This is a genomic window from Paenibacillus sp. KS1 (assembly GCF_001680695.1).
Classification (GTDB): domain Bacteria; phylum Bacillota; class Bacilli; order Paenibacillales; family Paenibacillaceae; genus Paenibacillus_B; species Paenibacillus_B suaedae.
The window spans coordinates 41,186-58,138 of the sequence record NZ_MAIS01000025.1 but is presented as its reverse complement, the minus strand read 5'-3'; the positions used below and the strand labels follow the sequence as shown (position 1 = coordinate 58,138).

The following is a 16,953-nucleotide window of genomic DNA, read 5'->3' as shown; positions in this document are numbered from 1 at the left end:
GGGCATAGATATAGAATGAAGGAAAGCCAACTGGATATTATGAACGACCTGCTGCGGATGGTCGCACCAGGAACGCCTTTCCGCGACGGGCTTGAGAATGTGCTGCGCGCGAAGACAGGGGCACTTATTGTCGTTGGATACAGTCCAGAAGTAATGGAAGTTGTAGACGGGGGATTCTCCATTAACTGTGACTTCTCACCGAGCTACTTGTACGAACTGGCCAAGATGGACGGCGCCATTATCTTGAGTGAAGACATTAAGCGGATATTATATGCGAACACACAGCTCATTCCGGATTCCTCCATTCCATCTACGGAGACAGGCATCCGGCACCGGACAGCGGAGCGGGTAGCGAAGCAGACGGGGAAGCTGGTAGTCTCCATCTCCCAGCGCCGGAATGTCATTACACTGTACCAAGGCAGTCTGCGTTATGCACTTAAGGAGATTGGCGTTATTCTCACGAAGGCGAACCAAGCGATTCAGACATTGGAAAAATATAAGGTTGTGCTTGTACAAGGCATGACAAATTTAACTGCATCCGAGTTCGAAGAATTGGTTACCTTATACGATGTCGTAAACGTTGTGCAACGTATTGAGATGGTGTTACGTATTAAGATGGAGATCAAGCGTTACATCAACGAACTGGGAACAGAGGGACGTCTTATCAGCATGCAGCTCGAAGAGCTCGTAAGCAACACCGAAGAAGACGCTTGGCTGCTGTTGAAGGATTATGCCCGGGACGGAAGCGATGAGAAGGTACGTGAGATCATAGCCCAACTTAAGAAATGCACGGCAGATGAACTGCTTGATACCCATCATTTAATAAGACTGCTCGGTTACCCGACGACGAGCACGATTCAGGAAGAATCCGTTTCGCCGCGCGGTTACCGCGTTCTTAGCAAGATACCAAGACTTCCTAATGTCATTATTCACAACTTAGTCGAAACCTTCCAATACCTCCCTCATGTCATGATGGCAACGATTGAGGAATTGGATGAAGTAGACGGCATTGGCGAAGTTCGCGCTCGTGCGATTAAGGAAGGGCTTAAGCGGATTCAGGAGCAGGTCTTCATTGACAGGCAAATTTGATTTTCCTACAATGAAAGGACGTACGTTGGGCATAGTAAAATTAGAGGTGAACCTATGATTACAAAGTCCATTCCGAGCTTGTTTACGATCGGTAACTTGTTTCTCGGAATCATTTCCATCATGCTTGCGTTTCACGATGACTACAACTTAGCAGCTCTTATGATTATTATTGCCATGTTGCTCGACGGATTGGATGGGCGTGTAGCAAGAGCATTGAACGCACAGAGTGAATTCGGCAAGGAGCTTGACTCCCTATCCGATGTGATTTCATTCGGTGTAGCGCCAGCCTTTATTATGTATGCCGTCGCTTTTACAGATAGTAACCCGGTGCTGGCTTGCATCGTTACCGCAATCTTCCCGATTTGTGGTGCGCTGCGACTTGCACGCTTCAACGTTAAGGATGGTATTCCGGGGTATTTCATCGGCTTGCCAATCCCAGCGGCTGGCGGTGTGGCATGTACACTTGCCTTGTTCCATGAGAACATCCCAGCGGCTTATCTTATGATAGCGATGATTTTATTATCTTACTTAATGGTTAGTACTGTGAAATATCCGAACTTCAAGAAAGTCGGTATTCCGAAGAAGGCCATCTGGATTACGCCTTTTGTTATTGCAGGGGCAGTAGCGATCGCGGTATGGCAGCCAGAACAGACACCGAAGCTGATTTTTGTGCCGTTGGTACTGTATGCGCTGCTTGGTTTAAAAAAAAACGTTAGAATGCTGAATCGCCGCCGCAAGAAACAGCTTGATGCGGAAGAGTGGTACCAGTCGAAGCATTCTTAAGCGAATAAACCCAAAAGAAAAGCACTTGCAGTCCATAATTGGGCGGCAGGTGCTTTTTGTGTTGTATATGATTTCCGTTCCAATTATCTTGTATCAATTTTCAGTTCTTCTTCATTCCATTAGGACAGGTTGAATATCCCGAGAGTTTGGCACTTGCTCGATTCCTGTTTGACGACATCGTCAAGATCAATATCAAGCAGATTGCACAGGGCAGACATATAGAATAGGTGCTTGCCAAGCTCGCTCTTCACAACATCCTTGCAGTTCTCGCATAAGTGACCTTGAACATGTGATTCAAGAGATTGCTTCGCTTGATCCATATCCATGTCGTCATGGTAGGGCTGCCGCTTCGCATGCAGCTCCAAGCAGCCACATTCTGTTATGGCTTTCGTTACCGTGCGGTTTACCGAGGCGTCAGACTGTCCGTATTTCGAAAGAATGTCCAGCAAGCTTCGGTGTCTTAACAATAAATCGCCGACTTGATCCTGCAAAGATTGCAAACTGGAAGTACTCATTACTCATCCACCTCTATTCATGGAATCGTGGTTCGGCCCGAGCCATACTGCTCAAGGGACTCACGTTATTTCAGCTCTCCCCATTCCGTACTACTCCCCTATTATACGACTAGGATTTCCTACATTTCAACTTCGCCTCGAATTTAAAAATGTAAGAATGGACGATTAGGAGCGAGAGGGTTGGGCCATAATTGTAAAGATATTCAAATTAGATAAGGAGGTGGACTTCGTGTTCAGACGATTATTTTATGCGGTTGCAGGATTGATCGGAGCATGGAGTGGGACAGAGTTCCATCGGTATTGGAATATGCAGACAATGGAGTTTTCGTCATTATCCAACCCGGGAATAACTTCTAACGGACTGTTATGGGCACTTGGCGGGGCATTTTGCTTTATTGTGATGGGTCGTGCACTTTTTACGCCATTGGCACGGTTATGGGGCAGCTTGGAAGAACGCATGGTGAATATGTCAGCAGGGATGCTGGTGATTGGAGCTTCTGGCGCATTGATGGGACTGTCCTTTGGGGGGTTGCTTGTACCGCTATTTGAGCCGTTTGGGACAGTAGGGCGTATGGTATCGGTTTGTATGATTGTCCTGCTGTCAGCAGCAGGGTTGCAAGCAGCACTTATGAAGCAGGATGAGATTGTAAAGTGGGTCTCCGCCTTCCGCATGCCTGAACGAGGTGAAGAGAAGAGCAGAGGAATGGAAGAACATAAGATCTTGGATACAAGCGTCATCATTGATGGTCGCATCGCAGATATATGCAAGACCGGATTCATTGAAGGGACAATCGTCATTCCTGAATTCGTCTTAGAGGAGTTGCAGCATATCGCGGATTCGTCGGACTTGCTCAAGCGGAACCGTGGACGCAGAGGGTTGGACATTCTGAATAAAATTCAAAAAGAACTGGAAGTAAAAGTACTCATTTATGAAGGAGACTTTGACGAAATCTCGGAGGTAGACAGCAAGCTGGTTAAGCTCGCGAAGCTGCTAAAGGGGAAAGTCGTCACGAATGATTTCAACTTGAACAAGGTATGTGAGCTGCAGGGAGTATCAGTGCTCAATATTAACGATCTAGCCAACGCTGTGAAGCCAGTGGTTCTCCCAGGAGAAGAGATTGTTGTTCAAGTCATCAAGGATGGTAAGGAACATGGTCAAGGTGTAGCCTACTTGGATGATGGTACGATGATCGTCGTTGAGGGCGGCAGAGATTATATCGGCATGACGATGGAGGTTCTGGTGACCAGTGTACTTCAGACGTCAGCAGGACGAATGATATTTGCTAAGCCAAAACTGTTGGAAAAAGCCCAATAAACAGGTATGATGGGGATACTACCATCATGGGGGTTAGTAAGGATGGACAGAGGGTTTGGCGTGGTCATAGTCGCTGCTGGCAGAGGCACGCGCATGGGCACGGAAGAGAGTAAGCAGTATTTGCATTTACAGGATAAGCCAGTAATCATCCATACCGTAGAGCGGTTTCAGTCCATGGAGGAGTGCGAATCGATCGCATGGGTAACCACGGAACAGGATTATGCGCGCTGCGAAGCATGGGTGAAACAATACGGATTGCATAAGGTTCAAGACATCGTTACAGGAGGCAAGGAACGTCAGCATTCAGTATATGCTGGCTTGCAGGCTCTGAAAGCGCGTGGACTCGAATATGTGTGCATCCATGATGGTGTACGGCCCTTTGTAGAGCCGGGCAGAGTAAGCGCATGTTACGATGCGGCCCGGCAGCACAGAGCGGCCGTATTGGCCGTTCCGGTCAAGGATACCATTAAGCAGGTGGACAAGTCCGGTATTATTACGGCAACACCCGATCGCAGCAGCTTATGGGCGATTCAGACACCACAGGCTTTCCGGCTTGCTGATGTAATGGCTGCTCATGAGCTCGCGGAGCAGGAGCAATTCGTGGGAACGGATGATGCGATGCTTGTTGAGCGGATGGGAATTGCTGTTCACGTAGTGGAGGGGAGCTACACGAACATTAAGCTAACGACGCCGGATGATCTGGATTGGGCTGCATGGTGGCTGTCTCGTCATGAAGCTTAGCGAAATTGAATGTTGAGGCAGAAGGAGAGGGAGGCTTACGTATGATTAGAGTGGGACAGGGATTCGACGTGCACCAGTTAGTAGAGGGACGGCCGTGCATTATTGGCGGCGTTCGTATTCCTTACGAGAAGGGATTGCTTGGGCATTCAGATGCTGATGTGCTTCTGCATACGGTAAGTGATGCAATTCTGGGCGCACTAGGATTAGGGGATATCGGCAAGCATTTTCCAGATACGGATCCTGCATTCAAGGATGCGGACAGCATGAAGCTGTTAGAGCATGTATGGCAGCTAGCTATTGAGCGCGGTTATCGACTAGGCAACATCGATTGCACGATTATTGCACAGAAACCGAAGATGCTGCCGCATATTCCAGCGATGGTAGCGAATATCGCTCGCGCTCTCGGCGCAGAGGATTCGCAGGTGAATGTGAAGGCTACGACAACGGAACAATTAGGATTTGCTGGACGCGGTGAGGGAATCGCCGCACAGGCTGTTGTCTGCTTATTTCACAATATGGTATGATGAAATGATTAATGGAAAGACAAAGTACGGGAGTGAAGCAATCATGAATAACGATATTCGAGTTCGTTACGCACCAAGCCCTACAGGACACTTACATATTGGTAATACGCGTACGGCATTGTTTAACTATTTGTTCGCACGTCACCATGGGGGTAAGTTCATCGTTCGCATCGAGGATACGGACGTGAAGCGCAATGTGGAAGGCGGAGAAGAGAACCAATTTACGTACATGAAGTGGCTCGGCATGGATTGGGATGAGAGCATTGATGTAGGCGGGGATTTCGGCCCGTACCGTCAGACGGAGCGCTTGGATATCTATAATAAATATGTGGACGAGCTTCTAGAGCGCGGGCTTGCCTATCGCTGCTATTGTACGGAAGAAGAGCTTGCAGCGGAGCGGGAAGCACAAGTTGAACGCGGCGAAACACCGAAGTATTCCGGCAAGTGCTGTAGCTTGTCCGCTGAGGATCATGCACACCTGGAGGCAGAAGGCCGCAAGCCTAGCATCCGCTTCCGCGTGCCGCAAGGACGCTCGTATACCTTTAATGATATGGTTAAAGGTGAAATTACGTTTGAATCCGATACAACAGGCGACTGGGTTATCGTGAAGAAGGACGGTATACCGACTTATAACTTCGCGGTTGTCATCGATGACCATTTGATGCGGATGTCTCACATTTTGCGTGGAGAAGATCATGTGACGAATACGCTTCGCCAATTGATGATCTTTGAAGCGTTTGGATGGGAAGCGCCTGTATTTGGACATATGACGCTCATCGTAAATGAGAATCACAAGAAGCTCAGCAAACGGGATGAGTCGATCATTCAATTTATTGAACAATATGAGCAGCTCGGCTACTTGCCAGAGGCAATGGTTAACTTCATCGCATTGCTTGGCTGGTCACCAAAAGGGGAAGAAGAGATCTTCTCAATGGAGGAGCTCATCTCGATCTTTGACGAGACGCGCTTGTCCAAGAGCCCTGCTGTTTTTGATACGAATAAGCTGACGCATATTAATAATACGTATATGAAGAAAGCAGAACCTGATCGCATTGCGGCATTGTCGATTCCTCACCTCCAGCGTGCAGGACGCTTGCCAGAGCAGCTGAATGAAGAACAGCAAGCTTGGGCGGCTGCACTTGTGAAGCTGTATCAGGAGCAAATGAACTGTGCATCCGACATTGTGGAATTGTCGGAGATGTTCTTCCGTGAAGAACTTGTCATCGACGAAGAAGCTAAGGCAGTGCTCGCTGAAGAGCAGGTTCCTACCGTATTGGCAGCACTTCGTGCGAAGCTGGAAGCTGCAACGACTTGGGATGCAGATACGATCAAGGTATCCTTGAAGGAAGTTCAGAAGGAAACAGGCGCCAAGGGCAAAGGTCTGTTCATGCCGGTTCGTGTTGCAGTATCTGGGCAAATGCACGGCCGTGATTTGAATGAGACGATTGTTCTGCTTGGTAAAGAGAAGGTCCTAGCTCGCTTGAATGGATAGATCAGATTTGATGTTTTTGGATAGGATTTGATTCGAATGCACATGCGGATAACTTTCATCGATTGTTATTGTCATGCAGTAGGAGCTTCGAATATACTTAACGATAGAATCCTTTTCATTATTTCGTTCTGAAGGAAAGTCATGCTTCGTACAGTATGATTGAGCATACTAATAATAGCGTTGAACGGGAGAGTATAAGCGGGATAAAAATGAACAGAGAGAACGATCGAGATAAGGTAGACTATGGATCTGGTGTCCATCGCTCCTTACAGGCTGTGAGTCGTTCCATTTTTAAGCTTATGCGATGCACCCGGAAGCTCCGTCCTTGAGCATGTACCTGGTACATGGGTAGGGGGTGGCGAATCATCCGCGTTAAGGATGTTCAAGAGGGGCAACAAGTATTTGGCTATGTCATGGTTCTGTATCCGGTGTAAGTGGAGGATAGATATACGATGGCAATAGCGAGATATGATGTTGTCCAAGCAGAGTGGAACCGCGCATCGCGTCTCTGCAGCATCATGCTGCAGGGGCGTTTTTTATTGTGATGAATTTATGTATCCGCTTGTGTGTATGAGAGAGAGGAATGCTAACTCAATTCGCTGAGTTCCGGGGGGGACAGAGCATGTGGCGTGTCATTCGAAGAATGAAATCCGATGTGCAGGCGGTGTTCGATAACGACCCGGCGGCGCGCAACCGATTCGAAGTAATCTTTACCTATTCAGGCCTGCATGCGATCTGGGCGCATCTCATTGCACATCGGTTCTATCGTTGGCGCTGGTTTACGACTGCGCGCATTATTTCGCAAATAAGCCGGTTCATGACGGGAATTGAAATACATCCTGGAGCGAGGATTGGCCAAAGACTGTTTATTGACCATGGCATGGGAGTTGTCATTGGTGAAACCTGTGAGATTGGCGATGATGTAGTCATTTACCAAGGCGTAACACTTGGAGGTACGGGGAAAGAGAAGGGGAAGCGGCATCCGACGATTGGGAACAATGTCGTCATTGCTTCTGGATCGAAAGTGCTTGGCTCCTTCACTATTGGAGACAATTCAAGCATTGGTGCCAATTCCGTCGTGCTCCGGGAAGTACCGCCGAACTGTACAGTCGTGGGCATTCCGGGACGTGTAGTGAAGCAGGATGGAGTGCGCATTGACCGCTTGAACCATGCCCAACTGCCTGACCCAGTGATTGATATGCTTCGAAGCATGCAGATTGAGATGGATGCATTGAAGGCTGAACTGTACCAACTTAAGCATCCCAAAGGCAGCGACGCTGATATTGCAGAGACTGAAATTCAAGAAAGCATACCAGTAGAGGAGTCTGTCCAACAACCGAGGAAAGAACTTGAGAAAGTGAATAAATAAATGCCCGAACATCAAGGAGGAGTGACTTGCATGACTTTGCACATTTATAATACGCTGACACGTACGAAAGAGCCGTTTCAGCCGATAGATCCGGATCGCATTACGATGTATGTATGCGGGCCAACTGTGTATGACTATATCCATATCGGAAATGCGCGGCCTGCGATCTTTTTTGACGTTGTTCGCCGTTATTTAGAGACGCTGGATTACGAAGTAAACTACATCGTGAATTTCACAGATGTTGATGACAAGCTGATCCGCAAAGCAGCTGAACTTGGATCTACGGTACCTGAGGTATCGGAGCGTTTTATTCAGGCTTTCTATGAAGATAATGATGGTCTTGGCATTCGTCGTGCATCGAATAACCCGCGTGTAACGGAAAATATGGAGGAAATCATCACCTTCATATCGGAGTTGGTAGCAAGCGGCAGGGCTTATGAGTCGGGTGGCGATGTATACTTCCGTACCAGAGAGTTTGCGAAGTACGGTCAGATCTCCCGTCAGAACGTGGATGAGCTCCAATTGGGTATTCGTATCGAAGTTGATGAGCGCAAGGAAGATGCTGCTGACTTCGTATTGTGGAAAGCAGCCAAGCCAGGCGAAATCTCATGGTCTAGCCCATGGGGAGAAGGTCGCCCTGGTTGGCATATTGAATGCTCTGCGATGTCGCGCAAGTACTTGGGTGACACGATTGATGTCCATGGCGGTGGCCAGGATCTGCAGTTCCCACATCATGAATGTGAAGCAGCGCAGTCCGAATCCGTAACAGGCAAGCCGTTAGCCAATGTGTGGATGCATAATGGATACATTAATATTGATAATGAAAAAATGTCGAAGTCCCTTGGCAATGGAGTGACGGTTCAACAACTGCGCAAGCAATATGATCCAGCTGCGCTGCGCTACTTCATGTTGTCGACACACTATCGCAACCCACTGAACTTCAATGCAGAAGCGATGGAACAGGCGGAGAAGAGCGTCAGTCGCATAGCGAATGCAGTTGCGAATGTCCGCCATGCATTGGCATCTCTGAATACAGATCCATCTGTGCAGGAAGATGCGAACGAGGCACTTCAAGTGAAGATAGCTTCCATTCTAGAGACCTTTGATGCGAAGATGCAGGATGACTTCAATACGGCAGATGCCATTACTGCTGTATTCGAATGGGCAAGTGAGGCGAATTCGTATTTGCAGCAAGCTGATTCGCTTGCAGTTGGGGACTTGGAAGCATTGCTGGATGCCTTTGAAGCGATGAACGAGGTGCTTGGACTGGTATTGGAGAAGGAAGAGGAATTGCTGGATGAGGAAATCGACCAACTTATCCAAGAACGCAACGATGCTCGCAAAGCGAAAAACTGGGCGAGAGCCGATGAAATTCGCGATCTGTTAACCGAGCAGGGGATCGTTCTGGAAGATACGCCTCAGGGTGTGCGCTGGCGTCGAAAATAGTCGCAGCGGCATTACGGTCGACGAAGGAGCTTATGCATACGCAATGAATGATAATCAACAGGAACATCAATCGACAACAATAGAAGCAAGGTCAGGGGATGCTGGAACATGGCTGTTCCCTTTCGCCCCGACCAAGCGGCCGCAGCAGCTTAATCCGATTGTACTCGCTTATATAGGCGATGCAATCTTCGAAGTTGCCATCAGACAATATCTTATATCACAGCCGAATCATCGGCCGAACCACCTGCATCGTGAAGCGACGGGGTATGTATCTGCCAAGGCGCAGGCGCGTGCGCTATCGCTTCTGATGCCGATATTAACAGATGAAGAAGCAGACGTCGTTCGTCAAGGACGCAATACGAAGTCCAGTGTGCCGAAAAGTGCGAACGTAAGTGAATATAGACAGGCTACAGCGCTTGAATCTTTATTCGGCTATTTATATCTGAATGAAAATTTTGAACGGATGCGGCAATTCGTTACTATGATTGTTCAAGCACATGGGACAGAACAGCAGCAAAAGTAAAAGGGAAACATCTAGACGGGAGGCACACTTACGCATGCATGAAGAAGAATATATTGCCGGGAAGCATTCGGTAACCGAGGCGCTCAAATCCGGGAGAACGATAAATAAAGTATGGATTGCGGAAAATGCACAAAAACATTTAACAGGGCCGATTATTGCAGAAGCCAAGAAAGCTGGCGTCGTGATTCAAATGGTCGATAAGCGCAAGCTCGATCAAATGGTCGAGGGGGTTCAGCATCAAGGAGTTGTCGCACAGGTTGCAGCTTATCATTATGTAGAAGTGGAAGATATTTTAGCTCAAGCTGAGGCTAAAGGCGAGACTCCGTTTCTGATCCTATTGGATGAGATCGAGGATCCGCACAATTTGGGTTCCATTCTTCGTACAGCGGACTGCACAGGGGCGCATGGCGTAGTTATTCCGAAGCGCCGCTCAGCTGGACTGACTGCTACGGTATCTAAGACATCTGCTGGAGCTGTTGAGTATGTGCCGGTAGCCAAGGTGACGAATTTGGTTCAGACGATGCAGCAGCTTAAAGACCGCGGAGTGTGGATCGTAGGTACAGATGTAACAGCAACTCAAGACATTTATGAAGCGGATGTATTCAATCTTCCAATCGCGCTTGTCATCGGTAACGAGAATAAAGGAATGGGCAGACTTGTTCGGGAAAATTGCGATATGTTGTATAAGCTTCCAATGGCAGGGCAAATTAACTCGCTTAATGCGTCGGTAGCTGCAGGCATCTTCATGTATGAGGTCGTGCGCCGACGTCGCGGCTGAGGCTGCCCGGTATGGATCGGCAGGATTGGCGCGATGTGCTTCTTGTTGACGGCTACAACATGATCGGGGCGTGGCCGGAATTAAGAGAGCTGAAAGATAAAGACTTAGATGAAGCAAGAGAACGACTGTTAAATATGCTTGCAGACTATCTAGCATATTCCGGCCGAAGAGTAATTGTGGTATTCGATGCATATCGCGTTCCTGGCCTAGGCGCCAAATACACCCAGGGTAAAGTCTCTGTACAGTTTACGAAGGAGAAAGAGACAGCGGATGAATGCATCGAGCGTCTTGCCAGGGAACTTGGGCATCGCCGCCGTCAAATCTACGTAGCAACATCGGACATGACAGAACAGAACGTAGCTTTTGCACAAGGTGCACTTCGTATTTCGGCACGCGAGCTGAGGCTCATTATTGTACAGGCCCGGCGTGAGGTGGAGACGAAGATTCGTGAACAGGCGCTGCAGCCGATCAAGCGTAACCCGATTGAAGGCAAGCTTAAGCTGGATCAACTGCTTAAGCTTGAACGGCTGCGCCGAGGGGAAGAAGATTGAGTAGCGTAGGACAGGAGCATGAGCGTCATTTTCAACGTTATTATTGGCGTATGCAGTCAAATGCATAGACTTATTTTGGAATAATGCTCAAATTCCGCACAGGATAAGGCTTCCTTTGGTTGACGATGATAGATAGATTCATATATACTGAATCTATCATTTGTGATGTAACGGGTGGATTGCGTTGCAGGCCGGAGGGATTGCTAGTGAGTGTTGACCTCAAAGTATTAAGCACCTCCTCATACGATCGTTCGTCGGATGAACAGCTAGTCGACGCGGTCAGGGAGGGAGATAGCGAAGCGCTCGAATACTTAATTAACAAGTACCGCAATTTCGTTCGAGCAAAAGCACGCTCATATTTTCTAATCGGCGCTGACCGTGAGGATATCGTTCAAGAGGGCATGATCGGATTATACAAGGCAATCCGTGATTTTAAGGGAGACAAGCTGGCATCATTCAAGGCATTCGCCGAACTGTGCATTACGAGACAGATTATTACTGCGATTAAGACGGCGACGCGCCAGAAGCACATACCATTGAATTCTTATGTGTCGTTGGATAAGCCGATATATGACGAAGATTCAGATCGTACCTTGCTAGATGTGATTGGTGGCTCGCGGGTGTCTGATCCAGAAGAATTGATCATTAATCAAGAAGAATTCGTTGGGCTCGAGGACAAGATGTCTGAAATTTTGAGCGATTTGGAACGGAAAGTGCTCATGTTGTACTTGGATGGGCGTTCCTATCAGGAAATTGCCGTTGATCTGGATCGCCACGTCAAATCGATAGACAATGCGCTGCAGCGAGTCAAGCGAAAGTTGGAGCGATATTTGGAATTACGGGATGGCGGGGATAGCGGATGTTAATTAGTCGAATACAGATGTAGGAGCTTATCAACCTAGTATGGGAGATAGGCTCTTTTTCATTGTGTACATAGGGAAGTAACTGTCCCCGGTTGAAGGCAACTAATTTTACATCGAAAGTTTACGAGAATGAAGGTTTAGATTGCGTAATATTCCACCATACTGATAGCGACTAGGAACATTAGTGATCTTTTCCTTTGTCAAGCAGCTGTCGGATATGATAGAGTGAATGACATCGCCCCCCACGGCGTCAACATCTTATCATTGACATCATTTGCCCCTTGTGATAAAGTGTTTTAGGTAGCCCTAAATATGCGTACGTATTTACTGAATAAGAAATGATTGGTTATTAGACTAAGAGTGGATTATTCAGCGAACAAGAGACGATTTGTCCCCCTGTAGAAGGATGGTCAATCCGTTTCTGCTTGGGGAAATTCGACGCTTCTTATCATTAAGGTGTCTTCAGGAGGTGTACTACATGCGGGTAATCGTTACGATGGCTTGCACGAACTGCAAACAACGCAACTATACGACAACAAAGAACAAACGTAATCACCCAGACCGCATTGAGTTGAAGAAATTCTGCAAGTTCTGCAACGAGCATACTTCTCATCGCGAAACGAGATAAGTCTGATGGAGGTGTAGTCCGTGGCTTTCTTCGGGAAACTGAAACAAAGTTTCGGTTCGATGTTTTCCTTCTTTGCCGACAGCTGGGGTGAATTAAAAAAGGTTCGCTGGCCCAGTCGTAAAGAACTGACAAGCTATACGATCGTCGTTTTAGCCACGGTTATCTTTATGACGCTTTATTTCTGGGTCCTTGATATCGGAATTTCCGCGATAGTCGAAGCGATTATTTAATAAAGTCCCAAGGTGGCTTAGTTATGGAAAAAAGATGGTACGTTGTTCATACCTACTCAGGTTATGAGAACAAAGTTAAAGCCAATTTGGAAAAGCGCGTTGAATCCATGGGCATGGAAGACAAAATATTCCGCGTTCTTGTTCCGATGGAAGAAGAAATGGTAAACAAGGATGGCAAAAAGAAAGTTGTCATGCGTAAAGTTTACCCGGGTTATGTTTTGGTTGAAATGATTCAGACGGATGAGTCTTGGTATGTTGTTCGCAACACGCCAGGGGTTACCGGATTCGTCGGATCTACCGGCTCTGGTTCAAAGCCTATTCCACTGTTGCCTGAAGAGGTCGATCAGATCTTAAAGACAATGGGCATGGAAGATCCGAGAGCAAAAGTCGATTTCGACTTGAAGGAATCGGTTCGCATTATGGTAGGGCCTTTCGCAAACTTCGTCGGTACGGTCGAAGAGATCATTACAGACAAGCAGAAGCTTAAGGTTCATGTCAACATGTTTGGAAGAGAAACCCCTCTTGAGTTGGATTACCACCAAGTGGAGAAGATCTAATACATCTTTCTATTGGTTTCTACTGTGAGATAGGGCAACCTGAACCTCACATAACTAGCGCAAGGAGGTGTTTGAAATGGCGAAAAAGGTCATTAAAGTCGTTAAATTGCAAATTCCAGCGGGTAAGGCGAATCCAGCGCCTCCGGTAGGTCCAGCATTGGGTCAAGCGGGTGTCAACATCATGGCGTTCTGTAAGGAATTCAATGCGAAAACAGCTGATCAAGCAGGTTTGATTATTCCTGTTGAAATCTCTGTATTCGAAGATCGTTCCTTTACGTTCATCACGAAGACTCCACCGGCTGCAGTATTGTTGAAAGTAGCAGCTAAGGTCGAAAAAGGTTCCGGTGAACCGAACACGAAAAAAGTTGCAACAGTGAAACGCGACGTTGTACGTCAAATCGCTGAGCAAAAAATGCCTGACCTGAACGCAGCATCCGTTGAATCGGCTATGCGTATGGTTGAAGGTACAGCTCGCAGCATGGGCTTTGTCGTAGAAGACTAATATGTTCTTCTTTGGCGCATGTGGGAGGTTAATCCGTTAAAACCACAAAGGAGGAAATAATCATGGCAAAACGTGGCAAGAAATATGTCGAAGCTGCAAAGCTTATCGATAGAGATGCTGCTTATGAGTCGATGGAAGCCATTGAGTTGGTTAAGAAATCGGCTACAGCAAAATTCGACGAAACAGTTGAAGTTGCTGTTCGCTTGGGTGTAGACCCTCGTAAACAAGACCAAGCTGTTCGTGGGGTAGTTGTACTTCCACACGGTACAGGTAAAACAAAACGCGTTCTCGTCTTTGCAAAAGGCGAAAAAGCAAAAGAAGCAGAAGCAGCTGGTGCTGATTTTGTAGGCGATCAAGATATGATCAACAAAATTCAACAAGGCTGGTTCGACTTCGATGTCTGCGTAGCTACGCCAGACATGATGAGCGAAGTAGGTAAATTGGGACGTATCCTCGGTGGTAAAGGTCTCATGCCTAACCCTAAAGCTGGTACGGTTACATTCGACGTTACTAAAGCTGTTCAAGAGATCAAAGCTGGTAAAATCGAGTACCGTCTGGACAAAGCAGGACAAATCCACGCACCAATCGGTAAAGCTTCTTTCGATGCAGACAAGTTGCATGACAACTTCAAAGCGTTGATCGATGCATTGAACCGTGCGAAGCCAGCAGCGGCTAAAGGCGTGTATTTGAAAAACATCGCGGTTTCTTCCACGATGGGCCCTGCAGCACGTGTGAACACAGCATCTTTCCGCTAAGATTTATTCTTTAGTGGGAATCTGTTGGCAAGTTTTGTGAGTGGTTGACATGGTTCAACTGTCCATGCTATGCTAATAGAGTTGCTAACACATGATGTGCAATTAACTTTTGAATAATCGTACCGTAGACAGTAGGTGCCGAAAGGCTTAATCTCCTACCGAGGTGTTCGAAATAGACTGAGTGCTTGGAGCGTGTCGTTGACACGTCTGCGCACCAAGTGCTATCGTGATGCCTCTGTAGTAAACTGCAGAGGCTTTTCTTATGCTGAAGTAGGTAGAAGATCTCGGACAGGATGCGGTGTTAAGTAGAACCTTGTAGGAGGTGGAACGAGTGGCAAACGCAAAAGTAATCGAAGCGAAACAGCAAGCTGTACAAGATATCGCTGAGAAATTCCGTAGCAGCGCTACAACGGTTGTTGCTGACTACCGTGGATTGACAGTATCTCAAGTTACTGAACTTCGTAAGCAACTGCGCGAAGCAGGCATCGAATTCCAAGTATTGAAAAATACATTGGTACGCCGTGCGACAGCAGAAGCTGAGTTGTCTGAACTTGATGAAGTATTGTCTGGTCCGACAGCTATCGCATTCAGTCGTGAAGACGCAGTAGCACCTGCGAAAATCTTGAACGACTTTGCGAAGAAAAACGAAGCTCTTGAAATTAAGGGTGGAGTAGTTGAAGGTCGCGTCGTTGACGTGGATCAAATCAAAGCCTTGGCAGCATTGCCTTCCCGCGAAGGTTTGTTGTCCATGTTGCTCAGCGTGCTCCAAGCACCAATGCGCAACTTCGCATTGGCTGTCAAAGCCGTTGCAGAGAAGAACGAAGCGGAAGCGTAAGCTTAATCGCGTAACATACACTTTACTAAATATGGAGGTTTAACAAATGAGCAAAGAGCAAATCTTGGAAGCCATCAAAGGCATGTCCGTATTGGAATTGAACGACCTTGTTAAAGCAATTGAAGAAGAATTCGGCGTAACTGCAGCAGCTCCTGTAGCTGTAATGGGTGGCGCAGCTGGTGATGCTGGCGCAGCTGAACAAACTGAGTTTGACGTAATCTTGACTGCACCAGGTGCAGGCAAAATCAACGTTATCAAAGTTGTTCGTGAAATCACTGGTCTTGGCTTGAAAGAAGCTAAAGACTTGGTAGACAACTGCCCGAAACCATTGAAAGAAAAAGTAAGCAAAGAAGAAGCAGAAGCAGTAAAAGCGAAGCTCGAAGAAGCTGGCGCATCTGTAGAAGTGAAGTAATCTCTGCTTGCAAAGTGCGAACCCCTTGGAACTTGTTTTCAAGGGGTTCGTTGTCTAAGATACGACTTACCGATTTAGCTTAGGTGTCATCGAATACGAAGTGTAAATAGGGAACTCGACGCGCATCTTAGCCAATGAACGATAGCACTTTTTATTTTCACCATGACAGGAAGGGATCAAGATGGCAGGGCATTATTACAGCAAGCGTCCAGATGTAGAGCATAATCGCAAGAAATGGACGGTATCCTTGCGAGGTATGCAGCTAGCATTCGTGTCGGATGCCGGTGTATTTTCCAAAGGTGGTGTCGATTACGGCAGTCGAGTGCTGATTGATTGCATGGACATTCCTGAAGACGCCACCGTTCTTGATGTCGGCTGTGGCTATGGGCCGATTGGATTAACAGCTGCAAAACTGGCTAAGCGTGGACGAGTAACGATGGTAGATGTGAATGAGCGAGCCTTAGATTTAGCGAGAGAGAACGCTCTTCTAAATGGAGTCCATAACGTCACGATTCAAGAGAGTGATGGCCTCAATGCGCTAGGTAGTGAGCATTATTCTGTTATTCTCACCAATCCGCCGATTCGTGCAGGCAAAGAGGTTGTTCATCGCATCTTTGAACAATCCTATGAGCATTTAGCAGACGGAGGTTCTCTATGGATTGTCATTCAGAAGAAACAGGGAGCGCCATCAGCGGAAGCGAAGCTGCAGCAGTTGTTTGGAGAAGATAACGTAGAGTTAGTTGTGAAGGACAAAGGGTATCGGATCTATCAAGCGAAGAAATCATTTCCAAGTTGACTCTGAGTGCCCAATATGGTATTATTATAAAATGTCAGTATTAGGATGGACTCCATGTCTACACATGGCCCAAATGTCAAGCCTTTTTTTGAAAGGATGCATACATTTTTGCGAAATGACGTATAATGTTTACATTTTGGGCAAGTCTATCGGATATGTAGTTGTATCGACAACAGGAAACGGCGACACGGGGGAAAACGGCGTCCATCGCATTTGCGTTTTGCCGTGAACGTGCGTTTTTCTTTTTTC

Annotated in this window: 21 protein-coding genes and 1 other annotated feature; of the genes, 20 read left to right on the top strand and 1 reads right to left on the bottom strand. The window is 47.2% G+C overall.

From position 1 onward, the window contains the following. The first annotated feature begins 15 nt into the window (after positions 1-15). Positions 16-1,089 (top strand): DNA integrity scanning diadenylate cyclase DisA, encoded by a 1,074-nt coding sequence (gene disA / locus BBG47_RS10880; RefSeq protein ID WP_021252486.1) that lies wholly within the window; start codon positions 16-18, stop codon positions 1,087-1,089. Between the two features lie 54 nt (positions 1,090-1,143). After that, positions 1,144-1,872 (top strand): CDP-diacylglycerol--serine O-phosphatidyltransferase, encoded by a 729-nt coding sequence (gene pssA, locus BBG47_RS10875; RefSeq protein ID WP_065291726.1) that lies wholly within the window; start codon positions 1,144-1,146, stop codon positions 1,870-1,872. Between the two features lie 119 nt (positions 1,873-1,991). Here the strand turns inward: pssA and BBG47_RS10870 are convergent, their stop codons facing one another. Further along, a complete protein-coding gene (locus tag BBG47_RS10870) occupies positions 1,992-2,387 on the bottom strand; it encodes a nucleoside triphosphate pyrophosphohydrolase family protein (RefSeq protein ID WP_065291725.1) in 396 nt (131 codons plus the stop codon). Between the two features lie 229 nt (positions 2,388-2,616). Here BBG47_RS10870 and BBG47_RS10865 point away from each other — a divergent pair, with 229 nt between their 5' ends. The 18 genes from BBG47_RS10865 to BBG47_RS10780 all read left to right on the top strand — a co-directional run bounded on the left by BBG47_RS10865 (position 2,617) and on the right by BBG47_RS10780 (position 16,704). Then, positions 2,617-3,702, top strand: coding sequence for a PIN/TRAM domain-containing protein (locus tag BBG47_RS10865; protein WP_021252483.1), 1,086 nt, complete (start codon positions 2,617-2,619; stop codon positions 3,700-3,702). A 42-nt stretch (positions 3,703-3,744) separates the two neighbouring features. Continuing rightward, positions 3,745-4,443, top strand: a complete 699-nt coding sequence (gene ispD, locus BBG47_RS10860) for a 2-C-methyl-D-erythritol 4-phosphate cytidylyltransferase (protein WP_065291724.1) — start codon at positions 3,745-3,747, stop codon at positions 4,441-4,443. Positions 4,444-4,484: 41 nt separating this feature from the next. Further along, positions 4,485-4,967 carry a 2-C-methyl-D-erythritol 2,4-cyclodiphosphate synthase gene (ispF, locus tag BBG47_RS10855; protein WP_065291723.1) on the top strand — a complete coding sequence of 161 codons (483 nt, stop codon included), beginning with the start codon at positions 4,485-4,487 and terminating at the stop codon, positions 4,965-4,967. 43 nt (positions 4,968-5,010) lie between these two features. Beyond that, positions 5,011-6,459 carry a glutamate--tRNA ligase gene (gltX, locus tag BBG47_RS10850; protein WP_028532527.1) on the top strand — a complete coding sequence of 483 codons (1,449 nt, stop codon included), beginning with the start codon at positions 5,011-5,013 and terminating at the stop codon, positions 6,457-6,459. A 622-nt stretch (positions 6,460-7,081) separates the two neighbouring features. Next, complete coding sequence (cysE, locus tag BBG47_RS10845; protein ID WP_065291722.1) at positions 7,082-7,828, top strand: serine O-acetyltransferase; 747 nt, start codon at positions 7,082-7,084, stop codon at positions 7,826-7,828. A 30-nt stretch (positions 7,829-7,858) separates the two neighbouring features. Continuing rightward, positions 7,859-9,274, top strand: coding sequence for a cysteine--tRNA ligase (gene cysS, locus BBG47_RS10840; protein WP_065291721.1), 1,416 nt, complete (start codon positions 7,859-7,861; stop codon positions 9,272-9,274). 43 nt (positions 9,275-9,317) lie between these two features. Beyond that, positions 9,318-9,797: a Mini-ribonuclease 3 gene (locus BBG47_RS10835; RefSeq protein ID WP_028532525.1), complete on the top strand. Its 480-nt coding sequence runs from the start codon at positions 9,318-9,320 to the stop codon at positions 9,795-9,797. Positions 9,798-9,831: 34 nt separating this feature from the next. Further along, a complete protein-coding gene (gene rlmB / locus BBG47_RS10830) occupies positions 9,832-10,575 on the top strand; it encodes a 23S rRNA (guanosine(2251)-2'-O)-methyltransferase RlmB (RefSeq protein WP_028532524.1) in 744 nt (247 codons plus the stop codon). Positions 10,576-10,586: 11 nt separating this feature from the next. Next, on the top strand, positions 10,587-11,126 hold the full coding sequence (locus tag BBG47_RS10825) for an NYN domain-containing protein (protein ID WP_021252475.1): 540 nt from the start codon (positions 10,587-10,589) through the stop codon (positions 11,124-11,126). Between the two features lie 206 nt (positions 11,127-11,332). Continuing rightward, positions 11,333-11,992: an RNA polymerase sporulation sigma factor SigH gene (sigH, locus tag BBG47_RS10820; RefSeq protein WP_021252474.1), complete on the top strand. Its 660-nt coding sequence runs from the start codon at positions 11,333-11,335 to the stop codon at positions 11,990-11,992. 475 nt (positions 11,993-12,467) lie between these two features. Next, complete coding sequence (rpmG, locus tag BBG47_RS10815; protein ID WP_019420680.1) at positions 12,468-12,617, top strand: 50S ribosomal protein L33; 150 nt, start codon at positions 12,468-12,470, stop codon at positions 12,615-12,617. A gap of 38 nt (positions 12,618-12,655) precedes the next feature. Then, entirely contained in the window at positions 12,656-12,847 is a 192-nt protein-coding gene (gene secE, locus BBG47_RS10810) for a preprotein translocase subunit SecE (protein WP_028532522.1), read from the top strand. 23 nt (positions 12,848-12,870) lie between these two features. Further along, positions 12,871-13,404: a transcription termination/antitermination protein NusG gene (gene nusG, locus BBG47_RS10805; RefSeq protein ID WP_021252472.1), complete on the top strand. Its 534-nt coding sequence runs from the start codon at positions 12,871-12,873 to the stop codon at positions 13,402-13,404. Between the two features lie 76 nt (positions 13,405-13,480). After that, positions 13,481-13,906, top strand: a complete 426-nt coding sequence (gene rplK / locus BBG47_RS10800) for a 50S ribosomal protein L11 (RefSeq protein ID WP_021252471.1) — start codon at positions 13,481-13,483, stop codon at positions 13,904-13,906. A gap of 62 nt (positions 13,907-13,968) precedes the next feature. Further along, complete coding sequence (gene rplA, locus BBG47_RS10795; RefSeq protein ID WP_021252470.1) at positions 13,969-14,661, top strand: 50S ribosomal protein L1; 693 nt, start codon at positions 13,969-13,971, stop codon at positions 14,659-14,661. A gap of 104 nt (positions 14,662-14,765) precedes the next feature. Beyond that, positions 14,766-14,931 (top strand) — a sequence feature (ribosomal protein L10 leader region). A gap of 61 nt (positions 14,932-14,992) precedes the next feature. Then, a complete protein-coding gene (gene rplJ / locus BBG47_RS10790; protein ID WP_021252469.1) occupies positions 14,993-15,496 on the top strand; it encodes a 50S ribosomal protein L10 in 504 nt (167 codons plus the stop codon). Positions 15,497-15,542: 46 nt separating this feature from the next. Next, on the top strand, positions 15,543-15,908 hold the full coding sequence (rplL, locus tag BBG47_RS10785) for a 50S ribosomal protein L7/L12 (RefSeq protein WP_021252468.1): 366 nt from the start codon (positions 15,543-15,545) through the stop codon (positions 15,906-15,908). Between the two features lie 181 nt (positions 15,909-16,089). After that, positions 16,090-16,704 (top strand): class I SAM-dependent methyltransferase, encoded by a 615-nt coding sequence (locus BBG47_RS10780; protein ID WP_065291720.1) that lies wholly within the window; start codon positions 16,090-16,092, stop codon positions 16,702-16,704. Positions 16,705-16,953 lie beyond the last annotated feature (249 nt).